Annotated in this window: 2 protein-coding genes; both read left to right on the top strand. The window is 67.7% G+C overall.

Annotated features, from left to right (window positions below; all coding sequences use genetic code 11):
* Positions 1-3: 3 nt before the first annotated feature.
* On the top strand, positions 4-10,995 hold the full coding sequence (locus C4Q27_RS02600) for a non-ribosomal peptide synthetase (protein WP_104886412.1): 10,992 nt from the start codon (positions 4-6) through the stop codon (positions 10,993-10,995).
* Complete coding sequence (locus C4Q27_RS02595) at positions 10,995-20,078, top strand: non-ribosomal peptide synthetase (RefSeq protein ID WP_104886411.1); 9,084 nt, start codon at positions 10,995-10,997, stop codon at positions 20,076-20,078. Before C4Q27_RS02600 ends, C4Q27_RS02595 begins: the two co-directional genes overlap by 1 nt.
* Positions 20,079-20,132: the final 54 nt, after the last annotated feature.

Here is a 20,132-nt window from a genome sequence, read left to right as displayed (position 1 = left end):
GGCATGCAGCAACTAATCGAATCGGTAAGCGCGCTTTCTTCCGAGAAGCGCAAAGCCTTGGCGATTCTGCTGAGTCAGAAGGGGGTCAACCTCTATGGCATCGCGCCGATTTTCCGGCGTGATGCCGACGAGCCCCTTCGGCTGTCCTATGCCCAGGAGCGTCAGTGGTTCCTCTGGAACCTGGAACCGCACAGCGCGGCGTATCACATCCCCACGGCGCTGCGCTTGCGCGGCGCCCTGGACATGGCCGCGCTGCAGCGCAGCTTCGCGACGCTGATCGAGCGTCACGAAGTACTGCGCAGCGTGTTCGTCGAGGTCGACGGGCAGTTGCTGCAGCAGGTTCGCGCGCCGTTCGCGCTGCCGCTGCCGGTGCAGGTACTGACCGATGCCGGGCAACTGGAACAGGCGGTGGCGGGGGAGATCGCCGTGCTCTTCGACCTGGGCGAAGGGCCGTTGCTGCGCGCGCGCCTGCTGCAGGTGAGCGAAGACGACCATGTGCTGGTGTTGACCCAGCACCACATCATTTCCGACGGCGCCTCGATGCAGTTGATGGTCGAGGAGCTGATCAACTGCTATGGCGCGTTCAGTCGTGGCCAGCAGCCCGAGCTGCCGGCGCTGCCGATCCAGTATGCCGACTATGCATTGTGGCAGCGCCAATGGATGGAGGCTGGCGAGCGCGAGCGCCAATTGGCCTACTGGACCACCCGCCTGGGCGGCGAGCAGCCGGTGCTGGAATTGCCGCTGGATCGTCCGCGGCCAGCGCTGCAGAGCTTGCGTGGCGCACGCCTGGATATCGAACTGTCGGCCGAGCTGGGCAGGGGTTTGCAAGAGGTAGCGCGGCAGCAGGGGGCGACCCTGTACATGGTCCTGCTGGCGTCGTTCCAGGCGCTGTTGCACCGCTACAGCCGACAGCGCGATATCCGTGTCGGCGTGCCGATCGGCAACCGCAACCGCGCAGAGACCGAGCGCCTGATCGGCTTCTTCGTCAATACCCAGGTGCTCAGCGCCGAAGTCGATGGTCAGGCGCCGTTCACCACATTGCTGCAACAGGCCAAGGAGGCGGCGCTGGGCGCCCAGGAGCATCAGGACCTGCCGTTCGAGCAACTGGTCGAAGCCTTGGCGCCGGAGCGCAACCTCAGCCACAGCCCGTTGTTCCAGGTGCTGTTCAATCACCAGGCGCACCGTGGCGCGGGCCGGCAGGCCCATGAGCTGCCGGGGCTGCGGGTCGAATCGCTGAACTGGGAGAGCCAGACCGCGCAATTCGACCTGATGCTCGATACCCATGAAGAGCAGGGGCAGTTGTGGGCGTCGCTGACCTACGCGACCGACCTGTTCGACTCAACCACCATCGAGCGCCTGGCGGGCCACTGGCAGGCGTTGCTCGAAGGTATCGTCAGCGCCCCCGGCACGCGCGTCAGCGAGTTGCCGATGCTGACGACGGCGGAACGTGCCGCAACGCTGGCTGCCTGGAATACCGCCCCGGCCACGTTCGCGCCGAGCCAGCCGCTGCATCGCCTGATCGAAGCCCAGGCGGCCCGCGCGCCGCAGGCGCCGGCGCTGGTCTGCGAAGGCGAACAGTTGAGCTACGCCGAGCTGAACCGCCGGGCCAACCGGATCGCCCACGCGCTGATCGCCCGAGGCGTCGGCCCGGACGTGCTGGTGGGCCTGGCCGCGCCGCGTTCGCTGGAGATGGTGGTCGGCCTGCTGGCCATCCTCAAGGCCGGTGGTGCCTACGTGCCGCTGGACCCGGCCTATCCGCTGGATCGCCTGCACTACATGATCGAGGACAGCGGCCTGCAGTTGCTGCTCGGCCAGGGCGACCTCGGGCTGAGCCTGGCGGCGAACGTGCAGGTGCTGGACCTGGCCGCCGACTATGCCGACTACGCTGACTTCGCCGAGGTCAACCCGAACGTTGCGGTGGACCTGGATAACCTGGCCTATGTCATCTACACCTCCGGCTCCACCGGCAAGCCGAAGGGCACCTTGCTGCCGCACCGCAACGTGCTGCGCCTGTTCGAGGCCACGGACGGCTGGTTCGGCTTCGGCCCGCAGGACTGCTGGACGCTGTTCCACTCCTATGCCTTCGACTTCTCGGTATGGGAGCTGTTCGGCGCCTTGCTGCATGGTGGCAGCCTGGTGATCGTGCCGCAGGATGTCAGCCGTTCGCCGGAGGCCTTCTACCAACTGCTGTGCGAGCAGCGGGTGACCGTGCTCAACCAGACGCCGTCGGCGTTCCGCCAGCTGATGCAGGTGGCCTGCGCTGAAGGCCAGCGCAGCGACCAGCAGCTGCGCTACGTGGTGTTCGGCGGCGAGGCGCTGGAGGTCGGCAGCCTGCGTCCGTGGTTCGAGCGCTTCGGCGATCGTGCCCCGCAACTGGTCAACATGTACGGCATCACCGAAACCACGGTGCACGTGACCTACCGTCCATTGTCGCGGGCTGACCTGGCGCAGAGCGCGTCGAGCCCGATTGGTGTGCCGATCCCGGACCAGAGCCTGTACGTGCTCGACAGCGACCTCAACCCGGTGGCCGCCGGCTGTGTCGGCGAGCTGTACGTCGGTCGCCAGGGCCTGGCCCGTGGCTACCTCAAGCGCGCCGACCTCAGCGCCACGCGCTTCATTCCCGACCCGTTCGGCGAGAGCGGGGCGCGGCTGTACCGCAGCGGCGACCTGGCACGCTGGCGCGCCGATGGGGTGATCGAGTACGTCGGGCGGATGGACCATCAGGTGAAGATCCGTGGCTTCCGCATCGAGCTGGGCGAGATCCAGGCGCGGCTGCAGGCGCTGCCCCAAGTGCGCGAGGCCGTGGTGCTGGCCCAGGAGGGGGCGAGCGGCACCCAGCTGGTCGGTTACCTGGTGGCCGGGCAAGCGGTGGCGGACCAGGCGCTCTGGCGTGAGGCGGTCAAGGCCGCACTGCGCGAAGACCTGCCGGAGTACATGGTGCCGGCGCACCTGCTGCTGCTCGAGCGCATGCCGCTGACCGCCAACGGCAAGCTCGACCGCCGTGCCTTGCCGGCGGCGGATGCCAGCCTGCTGCAACAGGCCTATGTAGCCCCGCAAAGCGAAATGGAACAGCGCATTGCCGCTGTCTGGGCCGATGTGCTGCGTCTGGAGCGGGTCGGCTTGAGCGACAACTTCTTCGAGCTGGGTGGCGACTCGATCATTTCCATCCAGGTGGTCAGCCGTGCCCGTCAGGCCGGCATACATTTCACTCCCAAGGAGCTGTTCCAGCACCAGACCGTGCAGGGCCTGGCCCGTGTGGCGCGCGAGGGCGGCGCGGCGCAGCGCATCGACCAGGGGGCGGTGCAGGGCGGCATGCCGCTGCTGCCGGTACAGCAGTGGTTCTTCGGCGAAGTGAGCGACGAGGCGCACCACTGGAACCAGTCAGTGCTGCTGCGTCCCACTCGGGCCTTGCAGGCGGCGACCGTCGAGGCGGCCTTGCAGGCCCTGCTGGTGCAGCACGATGCGTTGCGCCTGCGCTTTACCCGCGAGCAGGGTCAGTGGCAGGCCAGTCACGGTCAGCCTGGCCAGGCCAAGGACCTGCTCTGGCAGCGGCAGGCCGCCGACCAGGACGCGCTGCTGGCACTGTGTGAAGCGGCGCAACGCAGCCTGAGCCTGGAAGGGCCGCTGCTGCGTGCTGTGCTGGTCGGCATGGGCGACGGCAGCCAACGCTTGCTGTTGGTGATCCACCACCTGGTCATCGACGGCGTGTCCTGGCGCGTGCTGTTCGAGGACCTGCAACAGGCCTGCGCGCAACTGGATGCGCAGCAGCCTGTGCGGCTGCCGGCGAAAACCAGTGCCTACAAGGCCTGGGCCGAGCGTTTGGGGGAGCACGCCCGTAGTGACGCCATGGCGCGCGAGCTGGCCTGGTGGCAGGGCCAGCTGGCCGATGCTCCGCAGGACCTGCCGTGCGCCAATCCGGCCGGCGGCCAGCAAAACCGCCATGCCCGCAGCCTGCATACGCGGCTGGACAGCGAGCTCACCCGGCAGTTGCTGCAGCAGGCCCCGGCGGCTTACCGCACCCAGGTCAACGACCTGCTGCTGACCGCGCTGGCCCGGGTGGTGGGCCGCTGGAGCGCGCAGCACACCGTGCTGATCCAACTTGAAGGGCATGGCCGCGAAGACCTGTTCGACGACATCGACCTGACTCGCACCGTCGGCTGGTTCACCACCTTGTTCCCGCTGGCCCTCACGCCTGCGCAGGACCTGGCGGGCTCGATCAAGGCGGTCAAGGAGCAACTGCGTGCCGTCCCCTCCAAGGGCATCGGCTACGGCATGCTCCGCCATCTGGGCGATGCTGCGGTGCAGGCCGGTCTTGCCGCCTTGCCGGTGCCGCGTATCACCTTCAACTATCTGGGGCAGTTCGATGGCAGTTTCGACGCCGAGCAGGGTGCGCTGTTCGTCCCGGTCGGCGAGCCGCGCGGCGAGGAGCAGAGCCCGGCGGCGCCGCTGGGCAACTGGCTGACGCTCAATGGGCAGGTCTACGGTGGTGAACTGGCCATTGGTTGGACCTACAGCCACGAGATGTTCGATGAGGCCACGGTCCAGGCCTTGGCCGATGACTATGCCGCCGAGCTGAAGGCGCTCATCGCCCATTGCTGCGACTTGCGCCATGCCGGTGTCACGCCCTCGGACTTCCCGCTGGCACGCCTGGATCAGGCGCACCTCGACCAGTTGCTGGACGATCCGCGCGCGGTCGAGGATGTCTATCCGTTGTCGCCGATGCAGCAGGGCATGCTGTTCCATAGCCTGTATGGCCAGGGCAACGGCGACTATATCAACCAGATGCGGGTGACCGTGGAAGGCTTGCAGGTCGAGCGTTTCCGCGCGGCCTGGCAGGCGTCGGCCGATGCCCAGCCGATCCTGCGCAGTCGCTTCGCCTGGGAAGGTGACATCGGCCAGCCGCTGCAGATCGTCCAGCGCCAGGTCCAGGTGCCGTTCGACTACCTCGACTGGCATGCCGAGGCCGAGCCTGGCGCACGCCTGGACGCCCTGGCCGAGGCCGAGCGCGCTCGTGGTTTCGACCTGCGTGAGGCGCCGTTGCTGCGCATGACCGTGGTGCGCACCGGCGAGCAGCGCTTCGAGCTGATCTACACCAACCATCACATCCTCATGGACGGCTGGAGCAACTCGCAGTTGATGGGGGAAGTCCTGCAGCGTTATGCCGGGCAGGCGCCGGCCCAGGCCGGGCGTTACCGCGACTACATCGACTGGTTGCAGCGCCAGGATCCGGCGGTCAGTGAAGCGTTCTGGCGCGAGCGCCTGGCCGAGCTAGAGGCGCCCACACGTTTGGCCCAGGGCCTGCAGGCCGAGCCTGGCAGCGGGTACGCCAGCCATGTGCGGCTGGTCGACGCCGAGCGCACGCAGCGTCTGGAAACCTTCGCCCGCCAGCAGAAGGTCACTGTCAACACACTGCTGCAAGCGGCCTGGCTACTGCTGTTGCAGCGCTACAGCGGGCAGGCCACGGTGGCCTTCGGCGCCACCGTGGCGGGCCGGCCGCTGGAGCTGCCGGGTATCGAGCAGCAGATCGGTCTGTTCATCAACACCCTGCCGGTGATCGCCACGCCACAGCCGGCCCAGTCCGTGGCCGACTGGCTGCAGGCAGTGCAGGCGCTCAACCTTGGCTTGCGTGAGCACGAGCACACGCCCTTGTTCGATATCCAGCGCTGGGCCGGGCAGGGCGGTGACGCGCTGTTCGACAGCCTGCTGGTGTTCGAGAACTACCCGGTGGCCGAGGCCCTGGAGCGTGGCGCGCCACAGGAGCTGCGCTTCGGCAGCGTCGACAGTCGCGAGCAGACCAACTACCCGCTGACCCTGGGCGTGAACCTGGGCGGTACCCTGGAGCTGCACTATAGCTTCATGCGTGCCCATTTCGATGAGGCGGCCATTGTCCGCCTGGACCAGCAACTGATCGGCCTGATGGAGCAGTTCAGCCAGGCGCCCACCGCGGCGTTGGGCAACCTGAGTCTGCTCGATAGCCAGGCCCAGCAGGCCCTGGCCGTGGCCAACGCGCCGCAGCCATGGCAGGACGGCTTGCTGGTGCACCAACGCATCGCCGCCCAGGCCGCGCGCCGGCCTCAGGCTCCCGCGGTACTGTTCGGCGACCAGGTGCTGGACTTCGCCAGCCTGGAGCGTCAGGCCAACCAACTGGCCCATCGCCTGGTCGCCGAAGGCGTAGGCGCCGAGATCCGTGTCGGCGTGGCCTTGCCCCGTGGGCCGCAGGTGATCGTCGCCTTGCTCGCGGTGCTCAAGGCCGGTGGCGCCTATGTGCCGCTGGACGCCAGCTATCCGGCCGAGCGCCTGGCCTACCTGATGCAGGACTCCGGTATCGCCCTGTTGCTCACCGACTCGACCTTGCGCGGGCAACTGCCGCTGCCGGCGGCGTTGGCTGCCCTCAATCTCGACCAGCTCGACCTGACCGCACAGCCGACCCATGCGCCGCAAACAGTGGTGCAGCCGCAGAGCCTGGCCTATGTGATCTACACCTCCGGTTCCACCGGCAAGCCCAAGGGGGTGTGCGTCGAGCATGGCCCGCTGGCGATGCACTGCGAAGCCATCGGCCGGCGCTATGCCATGGTCGAGGACGATTGCGAGCTGCACTTCATGTCGTTCGCCTTCGACGGTGCTCATGAGCGCTGGCTCACCGCGTTGACCCACGGCAGCCGCCTGCTGGTGCGTGATGACAGCCTCTGGGAGCCAGGCCAGACCTGCGCGCGCATGTGTGAGCACGGCGTGACGGTGGCGGCGTTCCCGCCGGCGTACCTGTTGCAGATGGCCGAGCACGTCGAGCTGCATGGCCAGGCGCCGAAGGCGCGCATTTACTGCTTCGGCGGCGACGCGGTGCCCCGTGACAGCTACCAGCGCGTGCATGCCGCCCTGGCGCCGGAGCACATCATCAACGGCTACGGCCCGACCGAGACGGTGGTGACCCCGCTGATCTGGAAAGCCGACCGCGCTACCGACTGCGGCGCTGCCTACGCACCGATCGGCACGCGTATCGGCGACCGTCGCACCTATGTGCTGGCCGCCGACCTGAGCGTCCTGCCAGCCGGCCTGCAGGGTGAGCTGTACCTTGGTGGCCACGGCCTGGCCCGTGGCTACCTGGACCGGCCGGGCATGACCGCCGAGCGCTTCGTTCCCGATCCGCACGGCGAGCCAGGCGCGCGCCTGTACCGCAGTGGCGACCTGGTACGCGAGCGCCGCGATGGCGTGTTCGACTACCAGGGGCGAGTGGACAACCAGGTGAAAATCCGCGGCTTCCGTGTCGAACTGGGCGAAGTCGAGGCCCGCCTGCTGGCCCAGGCTGGCGTGCGCGATGCCGCCGTGGTCGCCCGGCCAGGCCCGAGCGGCCAGCAGTTGGTCGGCTATGTGGTGGCGTTGCAGCCAGGTCAGGCTGATGCCGCGTGGTGCGACGCGCTCAGGGCGAGCCTGCGCGAAGTGCTGCCGGACTACATGGTTCCGGCGCATGTCCTGTCGCTCGCCAGCATGCCGCTGACCCCCAACGGCAAGCTTGACCGCAAGGCGCTGCCGCAGCCTGAGGCCGGTCAGTCCCGACATGATCATCAGCCACCGCGTACCGCGCTGGAGCAGACGGTGGCGGCGATCTGGGCCGATGTGCTCAAGCTGCCGCAGGTGAGCTTGCACGATCACTTCTTCGAGCTGGGTGGTCACTCGTTGCTGGCCACCCAGGTCGTCGCCCGGGTGCGTCACGCCCTGCAGGTCGAGGTGGCGCTGCGCACCTTGTTCGAGCATGGCACCCTGCAGGCATTCTGCGCCCAGCTATCGGAGTCTGCCGACGCAGCGGTGCCCGCCATCGGCCTGGCCGATCGCTCGCGGGCGCTGGCATTGTCCTATGCCCAGGAGCGCCAGTGGTTCCTCTGGCAGCTGGCCCCGGACAGCGCCGCCTACCATATTCCGGTGGCCCTGCGCCTGCGTGGCGCGCTGCGTGTCGAAGCCCTGCGCCGGGCGTTCGAACACCTGGTGGCGCGGCACGAGAGCCTGCGCACGGTGTTCGTTCATGCACAGGGGCGTACCGAGCAGGTGATACAGGCGCCGTACGCCTTCGAGCTGCCGCTGGAGGTGCTGGCCGATGCCAGCGATGCCGCGCTGCTGTCGCGGGTGGAACAGGAGGTCGCACGTCCGTTCGACCTCGGGCAGGGCCCGCTGCTGCGTGCCTGCCTGTTGCGCCAGGGCAGCGATGAACATGTGCTGGTGCTGGTGATGCATCACATCGTCAGCGATGGTGTGTCGATGCAGGTCATGGTCGACGAGCTGGTGGCCCTGTACGACGCCTTTGACCAGGGGCAGGCACCGAGCCTTGCGCCGTTGCCGATCCAGTACGCCGACTATGCCGTCTGGCAGCGCCAGTGGATGGACGCTGGTGAGCGTGAGCGGCAGCTGACCTATTGGGTCGAACGCCTGGGCGGCACGCAGCCTGTGCTCGAACTGCCGCTGGATCACCCGCGACCGGCGATGCGCAGCCAAGCCGGTGCCAGTTTGACGCTGGCCCTGCCCGGTGAGCTGCAGCAGGCATTGCGCGCGCTGGCCAGGGAACAGGGGGTGACGCTGTTCATGCTGTTGCTGGCGGCTTACCAGACGTTGCTGCACCGCTACAGCGGCCAGTCCGACATCCGTGTCGGTGTGCCGATCGCCAACCGCAACCATGCTCGCACCGAAGGCATGATCGGCTTCTTCGTCAATACCCAGGTGCTCAAGGTCGAGTTCGCGCCGCAGGCGACCTTTGCCGCGCTGCTCGGCCAGGTGCGCCAGGCGGCGCTGGAGGCCCAGGCCTACCAGGACCTGCCGTTCGAGCAACTGGTCGAGGCCCTGGCGCCGGAGCGCAACCTCAGCCACAGCCCGCTGTTCCAGGCACTGTTCAACTACCAGAGCGGCGCGCGCCGTGGCCAGGGCGCGCAACAGGCGCACGCCTTGAGCGTCGAAGGGCTGCAATGGGATACCGGTGTCGCCCAGTTCGACCTGACCTTGGATGTGTTCGACAGCGAAGAGGGCGTGCTGGCCTCGTTGGTGTATGCCACCGACCTGTTCGAGCGCTCGACCATCGAGCGGCTGTCGACCCACTTCATCAATCTGTTGCAAGGCATCGTCGAGCAACCGCAACAACCGGTGGCCGAACTGCCATTGCTGGCGGCCGCCGAGCGCGAGCGCACCCTGGTCACGTGGAACGCCACCGCTGAAAACTACCCGCTGGAGCAGAGCATCCAGCAACTGATCGAGGCCCAGGTGCAGCGCACCCCGGATGCCCCGGCGCTGGCCTTCGGCGAGACGCGCCTGAGCTACGCCCAGCTCAACGCCCGCGCCAACCGCCTGGCCCATCGCCTGATCGCCCTGGGTGTCGGCGCGGATGTGCTGGTGGGCATCGCGGTGGAGCGTTCGGTGGAGATGGTGGTCGGTTTGCTGGCCATCCTCAAGGCCGGTGGCGCCTACGTGCCGCTGGACCCGGAATACCCCGAAGAGCGCCTGCGCTACATGATCGAGGACAGCGGCGTGCAACTGCTGCTGACCCAGAGCCACCTGCAACTGCCGCTGGCCGAAGGCGTGCAGACCCTGGCGCTGGACCTGGAACCGGGCGCCGATGACGCGCGCAACCCGAACGTGGTGGTGGCCCCTGAAAACCTGGCCTATGTGATCTACACCTCCGGCTCCACAGGCCGGCCAAAAGGCGCGGGCAACCGCCATTCGGCCTTGGTCAACCGACTGTGCTGGATGCAGCAGGCCTATCGACTGGATGCCCGCGACAGCGTGTTGCAGAAAACGCCGTTCAGCTTCGACGTGTCGGTGTGGGAGTTCTTCTGGCCCTTGATGACCGGTGCGCGACTGGTGGTTGCCGCGCCGGGTGATCATCGCGACCCGGCCCGTCTGGTCGAGCTGATCACCGGCGAAAACATCACCACGCTGCACTTCGTACCGTCGATGCTCCAGGCGTTCCTGCAAGACAGCGGCGTGCCGCGCTGCACCAGCCTTGCGCGCATCGTCTGCAGTGGCGAAGCGCTGCCGGCCGATGCCCAGCAGCAGGTGTTCGCCAAGCTGCCGAAGGCCGGCCTGTACAACCTGTACGGCCCGACCGAGGCGGCCATCGACGTGACCCACTGGACCTGCCGCGAGGAAGGGCGCGACAGCGTGCCGATCGGCGAGCCGATTGCCAACCTGGCCTGCTACATCCTCGACGCCGAGCTGCAACCGGTGCCGGTGGGCGTGCTGGGCGAGCTGTACCTGGCCGGCGCAGGCCTGGCGCGCGGCTACCACCGCCGCCCGGGGCTGACCGCCGAGCGTTTCGCCGTGAGCCCATACGGCAATGGCGAGCGCATCTACCGCACCGGCGACCTGGCGCGCTACCGCGCGGATGGGGTGATCGAGTACGCCGGGCGTATCGACCACCAGGTCAAGCTGCGTGGCCTGCGCATCGAACTGGGTGAGATCGAGGCGCGCCTGCTGGAGCACGACCTGGTACGTGAAGCCGTGGTGACGGTGCCGGACGGCAAGCAGCTGGTCGGTTATGTGGTGCTGACCGGCGAAACCGCCGATTGGCAGGCACAACTGGCCGAGCACCTACGCCGCGGCCTGCCGGACTACATGGTGCCGAACCAGTGGCTGGCACTGGACAGCCTGCCGCTGTCGCCCAATGGCAAGCTCGACCGCAAGGCCTTGCCTGCCGTGGATGCCGCGCAATCGCAGCGTGCCTATGTGGCGCCGCAGAGTGAACTGGAACAACAGGTCGCGGCAATCTGGACGCAGGTCCTCGGGCTTGAGCGAGTCGGCCTGACTGACAACTTCTTCGAACTGGGCGGGCATTCCCTGCTGGTGATCAATATCGTGTCGCGTATTCAACTCGAACTGGGGCTGAAGCTGGTCCCGCAACTGCTGTTCCAATACCCGGTGCTTGGTGCTCTGGTGGCGCAACTGCAAGCCACCGGCGCACAGGTGCAGGATTCGACCCTGAGCCGTCTGGAAGACCTGCTTGACGACATGGAGGGGCTGTGATGGACAGCACCGTTGCCGCGCGGATCGCTCGCCGCTTCATCACCTTGCCACTGGACAAGCGTGCCCTGTACCTGGAGAAGATGCTGGCCGAGGGCGTGTCCCCGGCCAACCTGCCGATCCCCGAGGTGCAGTCGGCCTTCGAGCAACTGCCGCTGTCCTTCGCCCAGGAGCGCCAGTGGTTTCTCTGGCAGCTGGAGCCGCACAGCAGTGCCTATCACATCCCCATGGCCCTGCGTCTGCGCGGCCGGCTGGATCGCCAGGCGCTGCAAGGTGCCTTCGAGCGTTTGGTGGAGCGGCATCAGACGCTGCGCACTCGTTTCGTCTTCGACCAGACGCGCCCATTGCAGGTGATCGACCCCGTGGCCGGGTTGGCCATCGCCCATGAGGTGGTCGGGCCGCTGGACCTGGCACAACTGGAGGCCCGGGTGGCCGAAGAAACCCGTCAGCCGTTCGACCTTGAGGCGGGGCCGCTGCTGCGGGTGCGTCTGCTGGAGCTGGCGCCCGACGATCAGGTGCTGGTGCTGACTCAGCACCATATCGTTTCCGATGGCGTGTCGATGCAGGTGATGGTCGGCGAGCTGATCGCCCTGTATGCCGGCTTGAGCCTCGGCCAGGCGCCGACCCTGGCGCCGCTGCCGATCCAGTATGCCGACTATGCCCTGTGGCAGCGCCACTGGATGGAGGCGGGCGAGCGTGATCGCCAGCTGGCCTACTGGACCGAGCGCCTGGGCGCGCAGCAACCGGTGCTGGAACTGCCGCTGGATCACTCGCGGCCGGCGCAGCCCAGCTACCGTGGCGCGCGTTGCAACCTGCAACTGCCGGCGGCCTTGAGTCATGACCTGCAAGCCCTGGCCCGGGCCGAGGGTGGCACCTTGTTCATGCTGCTGCTGGCGGCATTCCACGCGTTGTTGCACCGCTACAGCGGCCAGGACGATATCCGCATCGGGGTGCCCAGCGCCAACCGCAACCGGGTCGAGACCGAAGGGCTGATCGGTTATTTCGTCAACACTCAGGTGATTCGTGCCCAGGTCGCTGGCGAGCAGCCCTTCGTCGAATTGTTGCGCCAGGTGCGCCAGCACGCGTTGGATGCCCAGGCCTATCAGGAGCTGCCGTTCGAGCAACTGGTCGAGGCCCTGGCGCCGGAGCGCACCCTGGGGCTCAATCCGCTGTTCCAGGTGATGTTCAACCATCAAGCGGCCGGCCGTGGCGGGGCGACCAGCGCGCGCTTGGGCGATCTGCAGATCGAAGGCGTGGACAGTGTCACCGAAGTGGCTCAACTGGACCTGACCCTGGAGACCCGCGAATCGCCAGAGGGATTGGAGGCGTCGTTCATCTATGCCACCGACCTGTTCGAGCGCTCGACCATCGAGCGGCTGTCGACCCACTTCGTCAATCTGTTGCAAGGCATCGTCGAGCAACCGCAACAACCGGTGGCCGAACTGCCATTGCTGGCGGCCGCCGAGCGCGAGCGCACCCTGGTCACGTGGAACGCCACCGCTGAAAACTACCCGCTGGAGCAGAGCATCCAGCAACTGATCGAGGCCCAGGTGCAGCGCACGCCGGATGCCCCGGCGCTGGCCTTCGGCGAGACGCGCCTGAGCTACGCCCAGCTCAACGCCCGCGCCAACCGCCTGGCCCATCGCCTGATCGCCCTGGGTGTCGGCGCGGATGTGCTGGTGGGCATCGCGGTGGAGCGTTCGGTGGAGATGGTGGTCGGTTTGCTGGCCATCCTCAAGGCCGGTGGCGCCTACGTGCCGCTGGACCCGGAATACCCCGAAGAGCGCCTGCGCTACATGATCGAGGACAGCGGCGTGCAACTGCTGCTGACCCAGAGCCACCTGCAACTGCCGCTGGCCGAAGGCGTGCAGACCCTGGCGCTGGACCTGGAACCGGGCGCCGATGACGCGCGCAACCCGAACGTGGCGGTGGCCCCTGAAAACCTGGCCTATGTGATCTACACCTCCGGCTCCACAGGCCGGCCAAAAGGCGCGGGCAACCGCCATTCGGCCTTGGTCAACCGACTGTGCTGGATGCAGCAGGCCTATCGACTGGATGCTCGCGACAGCGTGTTGCAGAAAACGCCGTTCAGCTTCGACGTCTCGGTGTGGGAGTTCTTCTGGCCCTTGATGACCGGTGCGCGACTGGTGGTTGCCGCGCCGGGTGATCACCGCGACCCGGCCCGTCTGGTCGAGCTGATCACCGGCGAAAACATCACCACGCTGCACTTCGTACCGTCGATGCTCCAGGCGTTCCTGCAAGACAGCGGCGTGCCGCGCTGCACCAGCCTTGCGCGCATCGTCTGCAGTGGCGAAGCGCTGCCGGCCGATGCCCAGCAGCAGGTGTTCGCCAAGCTGCCGAAGGCCGGCCTGTACAACCTGTACGGCCCGACCGAGGCGGCCATCGACGTGACCCACTGGACCTGCCGCGAGGAAGGGCGCGACAGCGTGCCGATCGGCGAGCCGATCGCCAACCTGGCCTGCTACATCCTCGACGCCGAGCTGCAACCGGTGCCGGTGGGCGTGCTGGGCGAGCTGTACCTGGCCGGCGCAGGCCTGGCGCGCGGCTACCACCGCCGCCCGGGGCTGACCGCCGAGCGTTTCGCCGTGAGCCCATACGGCAATGGCGAGCGCATCTACCGCACCGGCGACCTGGCGCGCTACCGCGCGGATGGGGTGATCGAGTACGCCGGGCGTATCGACCACCAGGTCAAGCTACGTGGCCTGCGCATCGAACTGGGTGAGATCGAGGCGCGCCTGCTGGAACACGACCTGGTGCGTGAAGCCGTGGTGACGGTACCGGACGGCAAGCAGCTGGTCGGTTATGTGGTGCTGACCGGCGAGGCCGCCGATTGGCAGGCACAACTGGCCGAACACCTGGGGCGCGGCCTGCCGGACTACATGGTGCCGAACCAGTGGCTGGCACTGGACAGCCTGCCGCTGTCGCCCAATGGCAAGCTCGACCGCAAGGCCTTGCCACGCCCGGACCAGACCGTCAAGGCTCGCGACTATCAGGCGCCGGCCACACCGACCGAAATCGCCCTGGCCGAGATCTGGCAAACCGTGCTGGGCGCAGGCCCGGTGGGCGTTACCGAGAATTTCTTCGCCCTGGGCGGCGACTCGATCATGTCGATCCAGGTGGTCAGTCGTGCGCGACAGGCCGGGATCCATATCACGCCCAAGGCATTGTTCCAGCACCAGACCGTGCAGCGCCTGGCGGCCGTGGCCCAGCTCGGGGAGGCGGTGGTGCCACGTATCGACCAGGGCCCGGTGACGGGCAGCGCGCCGCTGCTACCGTTCCAGCAATGGTTCTTCGACCAGCGCATGAGCGAGCCGCAGCACTGGAACCAGTCGCTGTTGCTGCGCGGCACCGAAACGGTGGATGCCAGCGCATTGGAGCAGGCGCTGCTGGCACTGTACGCCCAGCACGACGCCCTGCGCCTGCGCTTTGCCGACGGCAGCGCCGAACACGGTCCGCTGCAACCGGCCCAGCCGTTGCTATGGCGTGCCGCGCTGCGCAGCGCCGAGGAAATCGAGGCGACCTGCGAAGAGGCCCAGCGTAGCCTGGACCTGGCCCAGGGCCCGCTGCTGCGTGCGGTGCTGATCGACCTGGCCGACGGTGGCCAGCGCCTGCTGCTGGTGATCCACCACCTGGTGGTCGATGGCGTGTCCTGGCGCGTGCTGCTGGAAGACCTGCACGATGCCTACCGCCAGGCCCTGGCGGGCAGCACGCCGAAACTGCCGGCCAAGACCAGCGCCTTCAAGACCTGGGGCGAACGCCTGCAGCAGCATGCCGCAAGCCTGGACAGCGAGCTGGCCTACTGGCAAGGGCAACTGGCCGGTGCGCCGCTGGACCTGCCCGAGGCCGAGCTGGGCGCCAGCCTGCAGAACCGTCACCGCCAGAGCGTGCAGGCACGCCTGGATGCCGAGCTGACCCGACGCTTGCTGCAACAGGCCCCGGCGGCCTACCGCACCCAGGTCAACGACCTGCTGCTGACCGCCTTGGCCCGGGTGGTGTGCCGCTGGAGCGGCGCCGATTCGGCGCTGGTGGAGCTGGAAGGCCATGGCCGCGAAGACCTGTTCGACGACATCGACCTGAGCCGTACGGTGGGCTGGTTCACCAGCGCCTACCCGGTGCGCCTGACCCCGGCCGCCGAGCTGGGCGCCTCGATCAAGCAGGTCAAGGAACAGCTGCGCGGCGTGCCGCACAAGGGCATCGGTTTCGGCGCTTTGCGCTACCTGGGCGACGAGGCTGCGCGCGCGAGCCTGGCCGGGCTGCCGGTGCCGCGCATCACCTTCAACTACCTGGGCCAGCTGGATGGCCAGTTCGATGAGCGGGCGCTGTTCGTGCCCGCTGCCGAAAGCGCAGGTGAGGAGCAGAGCCCGCTGGCGCCGCTGGGCAACTGGCTGGTGCTCAATGGCCAGGTGTATGGCGGCGAGCTGAGCCTGGCGTTCAGCTTCAGCGGGCAGATGTTCGCCCGCGCGACCATCGAGCGGCTGGCGCGGGCCTACGAGGCGGAGCTGGCGGCGCTGGTCGAGCACTGCCAGGCGCCGCAAGGGTTGACGCCGTCGGACTTCCCGCTGGCGGGCCTGAGCCAGGCGCAACTCGACGCACTGCCAGTGGCGGTGGCCGAGGTCGAAGACATCTACCCACTGTCGCCGATGCAGCAGGGCATGCTGTTCCACAGCCTGTCCGACGAAGGCGACGACCTGTACGTCAACCAGCTCAGCCTGCCGGTCGAGGGGCTCGAGCAAGAGCGCTTCCGCGCCGCCTGGCAGCATGTGATCGGCCGTCACGAGATCCTGCGTACCTCCTTCCACTGGGAAGGCGGCCAGAGCGCGCCGTTGCAGGTGGTGCACCGTCACGTCGACGTGGCTATGACCATGCTCGACTGGCGGGCACGATCCTTTACCGCCGCCGACCTCGAGACGGTCGCCCGCGCGCAGCGTGGCTTCGACCTCGGCCAGGTGCCGCTGCAACGCCTGTTGCTGGTGCGCACGGGCGACGCCGAGCACCAGCTGGTGTGGACCAGCCACCATATCCTCATGGACGGCTGGAGCAGTTCGCAGTTGTTCGGCGAGGTGCTGCAGCACTACGCCAGCGGTGAAGTGACCGGCGACAGCGGCCGCTACCGTGACTTCATCGCCTGGTTGCAGGAGCAGGATCAGGGGCGCCTGCAGGACTACTGGCAGGGCCGTCTGCGCCTGCTCGATGCGCCGACCCAACTGAGCCAGTCGATTCACCCGCGGCACACTGCAGACCTGCCGGGGCACGAGGCGCTGTACACCCGTTGGGACGCCCAACGCACCGCCGCCTTGCAGCAGCACTGTCGGGCCCAGGGCATTACCGCCAACACCCTGATCCAGGGTGCCTGGCTGTTGCTGTTGCAGCGTTACACCGGACAGCGCAGCGTGGCCTTCGGCGCTACAGTGGCCGGTCGTCCCGAGAGCCTGGCCAACGCTCAGCACATGCTTGGCCTGTTCATCAACACCTTGCCGGTGATCCAGACCCTCGAGCCGACACAGCGCCTGGATCAGTGGCTGCAGCAACTGCAGGCCGACAACCTGGACCTGCGCGAGCACGCCCATGCGCCGCTGGCCGACATCCAGCGTTGGTCGGGGCAGGGTGGCCAGGCCCTGTTCGACAGCATCATCGTGTTCGAGAACTACCCCATCGACCAGCGCCTGGAACAGGCCCAGGGCGGCCTGCGCTTCGGCGCCTCGAGCAGCCACGACGTCACCAACTTCCCCATGGACCTGGCGGTAACCCTCGGCGAGACTCTGGCCATCGAGTACCTGTTCCTGCGCAGCCACTTCACGCCCGAGGCCGTGCAGGGCATTCGCGCACTGATGGAGACCTTGCTGCAGTCGATGATCGACAGCCCTGTCGAATACATCGGCAACCTGCAACGGCTCAGCCCGGCGCAGTATCAGGCGCTCGACGCCTGGGGCGCGGTGCCGGCGCAGGCCGGCGAGCGGGTGATGCTGGCGCAACTGATCGCTCGCCAGGCGGCCGCGCGGCCCGAGGCCATCGCCGCCGAGTGTGCCGGCCAGAGCCTCAGCTACGCGGCGCTGGAGGCCCGTTCCGACGTGCTGGCGCGGCAACTGCTCGCCCGTGGTGCCGGCCCGGAGGTACTGGTGGGCGTAGCCCTGGAACGCTCGGTGGATATGCTGGTGGCCCTGTTGGCGGTGTTCAAGAGCGGTGGGGCTTATGTGCCGCTGGACCTGGACTACCCGGCCGAGCGCCTGGCCTTCATGATCCAGGACTCCGGCATGCGCCAACTGATCGGTCGTGCCGACCTGGGGCAGCGCCTGGCCCTGCCCGAGGGCCTGGAACCGCTCGACCCGGCGACCCTGGCGTGCGAAGCCGGTACGCCGGCCAGCGTGTTCCCGGTGCCGGGCGAGCACAGCCTGGCCTACTTGATCTACACCTCTGGCTCGACCGGTGTGCCCAAGGGCGTGGCGGTCAGCCATGGACCTTTGAGCATGCATTGCCAGGCCATCGCCGAGCTCTACGAGATGGAGGCCGGCACCCGAGAGCTGCACTTCATGTCGTTCGCTTTCGACGGCGCCCACGAGCGCTGGCTAACCACGCTGGCGGTGGGCGGTACGCTGATCCTGCGCGACAACGAACTGTGGACGCCCCAGCAGACCTGCGAGGCGCTGAGTCGGGGCCGGGTCGACATCGCCTGCTTCCCGCCCGCCTACCTGAAGCAGGTGGCCGAATATGTGCAGCGCAGCGGTGTCGAGCCGCCCCCGGTGCGTATCTATTGCCTGGGCGGCGACGCGGTGCCGGAGCAGACCTTGGCCGAGGTGCGCGAGGTGCTGCGGCCACGCTACATCACCAATGGCTATGGTCCGACTGAAACGGTAGTCACGCCGATGCTCTGGAAGGCCTCGGCCGAAGAGCCCTGCGGCGCGGCCTACGCACCCATCGGCCGGGTCGTGGGGCAGCGCTCGCTACGGGTGCTGGACGATGACCTCAACCCATTGCCGGTCGGTTTCGCCGGGCAGCTGTTCATCGGTGGCCATGGCGTGGCTCGCGGCTATCACCAGCGACCATCGATCACTGCCGAGCGGTTCGTGCCGGACCCATTCGGTGAGCCTGGTGCGCGTTTCTACCGTTCCGGGGACCTGGTGCGCCTGCGTCAAAGCGGGATACTGGACTACGTCGGGCGTCTGGATCACCAGGTGAAGGTGCGGGGCTTCCGCATCGAGCTGGGCGAGATCGAAGCCAGCCTGCGCCAGCAACCGGGTGTCGGCGATGCCGTGGTGATCGCTCGCGACGGCGTCTCCGGCAAGCAGTTGATCGGCTACGTTGCGGCCACCGCCGAGGTTCGCGGCGATCAGCTCAAGGCCGCCCTGGCCGAGACGCTGCCGGCCTACATGGTGCCGTTGCAGGTGATCTGCCTGGAGCGCCTGCCGGTCTCGCCCAATGGCAAGCTCGACCGCAAGGCCCTGCCGGAGCCCACCTTCGACCTGGCCAGCCATGTGCCCCCGCGCTGCGAGGAGGAACAATGGATGGCGCAGATCTGGGCCGAGGTGCTGCAGGTCGAGCAGGTGGGGATCGCCGATAACTTCTTCGAGCTGGGTGGCGATTCGATCCTCAGCCTGCAGGTTATTTCGCGGGTGCGCAACCATGCGCAACTGAAACTGGAGCTCAAGCTGCGCGACCTGATGCGTTGCCAGACCATCGCCAACCTGTTCGACCAGCAGGGCGTGTCGCGGGTCAGCGGCGAGCAGCAGGCCGTGGTGGTGGAGGGCGCCTTCCCGCTGATCCCGATCCAGGAGTGGTTCTTCACCGCGCAGACCCATGCGCCGGAACACTTCAACCAGGCGTTGATCCTGCGTGCCAACCAGCCACTGGATGCGCGGGCGCTGGAGCGCACACTGACCTGCATGCTCGGCCAGCACGATGCCTTGCGCCTGCGTTTCACCCACGAGCAGGGGCGCTGGATCCAGCGTTACCAGCCGTTGCAGGAGTGCCTGCAGCGCCTGGGCGACGACCCGCTGCTGTGGGTGCGCGAGGTGGCCGACGAAGAGGCGCTGGAGGACCTGGCCAATGAGCTGCAACGCAGCCTGGACCTGGCCCAGGGGCCACTGATGCGCGGCTTGCTGGCGACCCTGGGCAATGGCCAGGTACGCCTGCTGCTGGTGATCCACCACCTGGTAATCGACGGTGTGTCCTGGCGTGTGCTGCTGCAGGACTTGCAGGAGGCCTACCAGGCGTTCCTCGCCGAACGGGAGCCGCAGCTGCCGCTGCGCACCAGCAGCTTCGGTGAATGGGCCGCTGGCCTGGCCGGCCATGCGGTGACCCTGCGCGAGCGTGAGCTCGAGTACTGGGTGGCGCAGCTCGACCGGCAGGACGGGCCGCTGCGCTGTGACAACCCACGTGGCGGCAATCTCATGTGCCACCGCGAAGAGGCCGCGTTCAGCCTGGATGCGCAACGGACCGCACAGTTGCTCAAGGAGGCGCCCGCGGCCTACCAGACGCAGATCAACGACCTGCTGCTGACTGCGCTGAGCCGGGCCCTGTGCCAATGGGACGACAGTGCGTCGGCGCTGGTGCTGCTGGAAGGCCATGGCCGCGAGGATCTGTTCGAGCAACTGGACCTGAGCCGTACCCTGGGCTGGTTCACCAGCATGTTTCCGGTACGCCTGAGCCCGGTGTCCGAGCCCGGGGCGTCGATCGTGGCGATTCGCGAGCAGTTGGCCCAGGTGCCGGACAAGGGCATCGGCTACGGCGTGCTGCGCCACATGGACGAACCGTGGGTGCGCGCGCGCCTGGCCGACCTGCCGCAGGCGCAGGTCACCTTCAACTACCTGGGGCAGCTCGACCAGAGCTTCGATGCCGAGCAGGCGCTGTTCCTGCCCGCGCCGGAGAGCGTTGGCGACAGCTTCTCGCAGCAGGCGAGCCTGGCCAACTGGCTCGAAGTGGTAGGCCAGGTGTTCGACGGCAAGCTGTCGTTCCGCTGCATCTACAGCAACCGACGCTTCCGCCAGGGCACCATCACGGCCTTCATGGAACAGTTCCAGGCCGAGTTGGTGCTGTTGATCGAGCACTGCCTGCAGGTCCAGGCCAACTGAATTTTCCTTCTTCTGACAGGCCGGATGCGGGTGCGTCCGGCCCAGGAACCGAGC

Origin of the sequence: Pseudomonas sp. SWI36 (assembly GCF_002948105.1) — a bacterium.
Classification (GTDB): domain Bacteria; phylum Pseudomonadota; class Gammaproteobacteria; order Pseudomonadales; family Pseudomonadaceae; genus Aquipseudomonas; species Aquipseudomonas alloputida.
Note: the sequence above shows the minus strand (reverse complement) of the source record. Positions and strands in the feature narration are given on the sequence as shown.